The sequence below is a fragment of the Moorena sp. genome (assembly GCF_982860115.1).
The window spans coordinates 1-3569 of the sequence record NZ_CEYLVT010000398.1; the positions used below are offsets into that span (position 1 = coordinate 1).

The following is a 3569-nucleotide window of genomic DNA, read 5'->3' on the forward strand; positions in this document are numbered from 1 at the left end:
TCGGGAGTCGGGAGTCGGGAGTCGGGAATCGGGAATCGGGAATCGGGAATCGGGAGTCGGGAGTCGGGGAAAGAAAATTGAATGTATAACGCTTTCTAGTCTAATGAGGTACACAAGATTTTTTCCCTGTTCCCTGTTCCCTGTTCCCTGTTCCCTGTTCCCTGTTCCCTGTTCCCTGTTCCCGATTCCCGATTCCCGATTCCCTTTGCTATATCAAAAACTCGATATCAAACAGAAAGATTACTATTAATAAATAGTGGTCAATTAGTGATTAATTTAATGACTTCCAGTTTGCTCAATACTCCCTCCCTCAATGCTCCTACTGTTGAAAGGCTACCGAATGGGTTAACCATTGTGGCTGAGCAGATGCCTGTTGAAGCTGTCAGTTTGAATGTTTGGATTAATGTCGGTTCCGCAGTGGAATCGGATCAGATTAATGGTATGGCTCATTTTCTGGAGCATATGGTGTTTAAGGGCACACCAAAATTGCAAAGTGGTGAGTTTGAGCGGCTGATTGAGCAACGGGGTGCGGTCACTAATGCCGCTACAAGTCAGGATTACACTCACTATTACATCACTACAGCTCCTAAAGATTTTGCGCAGCTGGCACCATTACAGCTAGAGGTGGTACTCAATCCTAGTATTCCTGACCATGGCTTTGAAAAGGAGCGAATGGTAGTTTTGGAAGAAATTCGCCGTTCCCAGGATAATCCCCGCCGCCGCACCCATAGATGGGCAATGGAGACTACCTTTGACCAGTTACCCTATCGACGTCCTGTGCTCGGACCTGCCTCGGTGATTGAACAACTCCAGCCTGAGCAGATGCGTGACTTTCACGGTAGTTGGTATCAACCAGAGTCTATGACTGCGGCAGTGGTGGGGAATTTGCCAGTAACGGAATTAATTGAAATTGTCAGCAATGGATTTAGTCAAGCACAGCCAAGGGCGATAGAAGATAGAACAAACCTTACCCCAGAACCAGCTTTCGACAACATTGTCCGTCGGGAGTATGTGGATGAGTCTTTACAACAAGCGCGGCTGGTGATGGTGTGGCGGGTGCCTGGTATCACTGAGTTGAAGGAAACCTATGCTTTGGATGTGCTGGCAGGAATTTTAGGACGAGGTCGTATGTCCAGGCTGTTTAGGGATTTGCGAGAAGAACGGCAACTGGTTACTCAAATTGGGGTTAGTAATATCACTCAGCGGCTGCAAGGGGTGTTTTATATTTCTGCTAAACTGCCAGCTGAGAATTTGGCAGAGGTGGAAAATGCGATCGCAAACCATATCCATCGCTGTCAGACAGAATTGGTATCAGACTCAGAGATTGCTCGGATTCGTACCAAAGTCGCCAATCAGTTTATCTTTAGTAATGAAAAACCAAGCGCTCGCAGCAATTTATATGGTTACTATTACTCCCAAGTCGGGGATTTAGAACCAGCCCTGAATTACCCTAGTCATATTAAATCAGTTAGTGCTGTTGATATCCAAAAGGCTGCACAGCAGTATCTGTCTCCCCATGCTTATGGTATTGTGATCGCAAAGGGAACAGGGAACGGGGAACAGGGAACAGACTAAGATGTGGAAAGAAATTGCTGACCAGATAAGCCAAGTCACTGGTGAAACCTTTGAGATTAACCAGCGCCAATCTGTTGGTGGTGGTTGTATTAATCAGGGTTATGCTCTGGTCGGTAAGACTAATAAGTATTTTGTTAAACTCAATTCTGCTTCTCAAGTCTATATGTTTGAGGCCGAAGCCCTCGGTCTAAAGCAGATGGTGGCAACCCAGACAATCCGAATCCCCAAACCAATTTGCTATGGCACTGCCGTCGATTGTTCTTATATTGTCTTGGAGTGGCTAGACCTTGGTGGCGGTAACAGTACCGAGTCTTGGGTAAAAATGGGACATCAGTTAGCAGCCATGCATCAGGCTGCTCCCCCCCAAGCTTCAACCGAGATGGGTAAGTTTGGTTGGAATCAAAATAATACTATTGGTTCGACACCACAAGTGAATCAATGGATGTCGGATTGGGTAGAGTTTTTTGTAGAGTATCGCCTGGGTTATCAGTTTCAGCTAGCACGGCGTCGCAGTGGTCATTTCCCGAAACAAGACCAATTACTGGCAGTAGTTCCTAAATTACTGGATCATCAGCCTCAACCTTCCTTAGTACATGGTGATTTATGGGGTGGTAATGCGGCTATTACCATGGCGGGAGAACCAGTAATTTTTGACCCAGCTACTTATGTAGGCGATCGCGAAGTTGATATTGCGATGACCGAATTGTTTGGTGGTTTCCCAGCAGCATTTTATCGAGGCTATAACGAGGTGTGGCCTTTAGAGCAAGGTTACAAACGGCGGAAAAACCTCTATAACCTTTACCACATCCTCAATCACTTTAATCTGTTTGGTAGTGGTTATGAATCCCAAGCTAACCGGATGATTGATAAGATTTTGAGGGATTAATTCTAATTAATTTGGCTCTCAATAATCTCCTCAATCATTGCCTCCAATTCACCCATAGGAAGATTGAGGTCATCCAGTGTTACCTGAAATTGAACATAACGTTCATCTAGGTCGAAAGCTTCTTCTAGGAAACCACCAAATCCACGGGCTCGTTTGTCTATTTCTAGGAAAACTTCTAAGTCTTCTGAGTAGAGAGAAAAAATGATTTCCAATTCATCCAAGCTACCCTGATACTTACCCATGGGTCGAAACTCGAACTCTTGGACGAATGGATATCTACCCCCGAAGTGAGTATTGTACTGACAATCGACTTCATGAAGTTGAAACCCTAGGTTTTCTAATGCATCAAATACCGCTTGCATTAGGGGGTGTGGATGTACCTCAATGTAATCGGTGTCTTTGGGATCAACGGCAATTGGTATATCTAAGCCGGTACGTAAAAACACTGGTTGGCTGGTTAATGTCAGTGGTGTTTCTTCTGGGAGGGGAAACGAAAATGGAATAACTATTTCCTCTTTTGCCTCCAAGTTGAAGCGTTCCGAGAGGCGATATTGCATTAATATGCATTCCTCTGTGATTGCGGCATCTTCTTCTTCCCGCAAGTATTCCGTAACCAGATAAATATAAATATCATCAATTTTCTGGGAAACATCTCCCCCAGTAATATAAACTTCCCCTTCTACCATTTCCCCAGGAGCTAGGGAATCAAAGTACAAACGTGTATCTACCTTTGCTGCTCCAATGCCAACCTGAGCTAATAGCTTTTTGAACATAGATTCTAGTTTTTTAGCTAACTTTGCTACTAGCTTAATCTATGGTTCTGGAGTTTTAGGGAATGGGGAATCGGGAATCGGGAATCGGGAGTCGGGATAAGAAAAAATTTCATTTACCTGATCAGTATAATCAACTATATAAATGAAACACTTAGATCGTGCGATTGCCCTACGGCCACGCTACGCGAGTCACGGGAAGCTTCCGCGCTTGTACGATTGACCTTTGGTCACGCTACGCGAACGCAAATTCAGATTATAACCAGGATTCCAAAAGTAATGCTCTTATATCATGTCGGGTTGAATGCCCCTGATTAAGCCACTTTCACCTCGGGCCA

Annotated in this window: 4 protein-coding genes; 3 read left to right on the top strand and 1 reads right to left on the bottom strand. The window is 44.8% G+C overall.

Annotated elements, in window-relative coordinates; translation table 11 throughout:
- Positions 1 to 103: 103 nt before the first annotated feature.
- The 3 genes from AC4II3_RS31955 to AC4II3_RS31965 are packed head-to-tail and all read left to right on the top strand — an operon-like array spanning position 104 to position 2461.
- Entirely contained in the window at positions 104 to 250 is a 147-nt protein-coding gene (locus tag AC4II3_RS31955) for a hypothetical protein (RefSeq protein WP_488029525.1), read from the top strand.
- Positions 251 to 279: 29 nt separating this feature from the next.
- The gene (locus AC4II3_RS31960; RefSeq protein WP_488014539.1) at positions 280 to 1575 is read left to right on the top strand and encodes a M16 family metallopeptidase; all 1296 of its coding nucleotides are present in this window, start codon (positions 280 to 282) and stop codon (positions 1573 to 1575) included.
- A gap of 1 nt (position 1576) precedes the next feature.
- Positions 1577 to 2461 (top strand): fructosamine kinase family protein, encoded by an 885-nt coding sequence (locus tag AC4II3_RS31965; protein WP_488014541.1) that lies wholly within the window; start codon positions 1577 to 1579, stop codon positions 2459 to 2461.
- A gap of 2 nt (positions 2462 to 2463) precedes the next feature.
- Here AC4II3_RS31965 and AC4II3_RS31970 read toward each other — a convergent pair whose 3' ends face one another.
- A complete protein-coding gene (locus AC4II3_RS31970; RefSeq protein ID WP_488014543.1) occupies positions 2464 to 3234 on the bottom strand; it encodes a sporulation protein in 771 nt (256 codons plus the stop codon).
- Positions 3235 to 3569: the final 335 nt, after the last annotated feature.

Excerpts from the sequence above, each read along its gene's own strand:
- AC4II3_RS31955 (WP_488029525.1), top strand. The coding sequence starts at position 104 with ATGAGGTACACAAGATTTTTTCCCTGTTCCCTGTTCCCTGTTCCCTGT.
- AC4II3_RS31960 (WP_488014539.1), top strand. The coding sequence starts at position 280 with ATGACTTCCAGTTTGCTCAATACTCCCTCCCTCAATGCTCCTACTGTT.
- AC4II3_RS31965 (WP_488014541.1), top strand. The coding sequence starts at position 1,577 with ATGTGGAAAGAAATTGCTGACCAGATAAGCCAAGTCACTGGTGAAACC.
- AC4II3_RS31970 (WP_488014543.1), bottom strand. The coding sequence starts at position 3,234 with ATGTTCAAAAAGCTATTAGCTCAGGTTGGCATTGGAGCAGCAAAGGTA.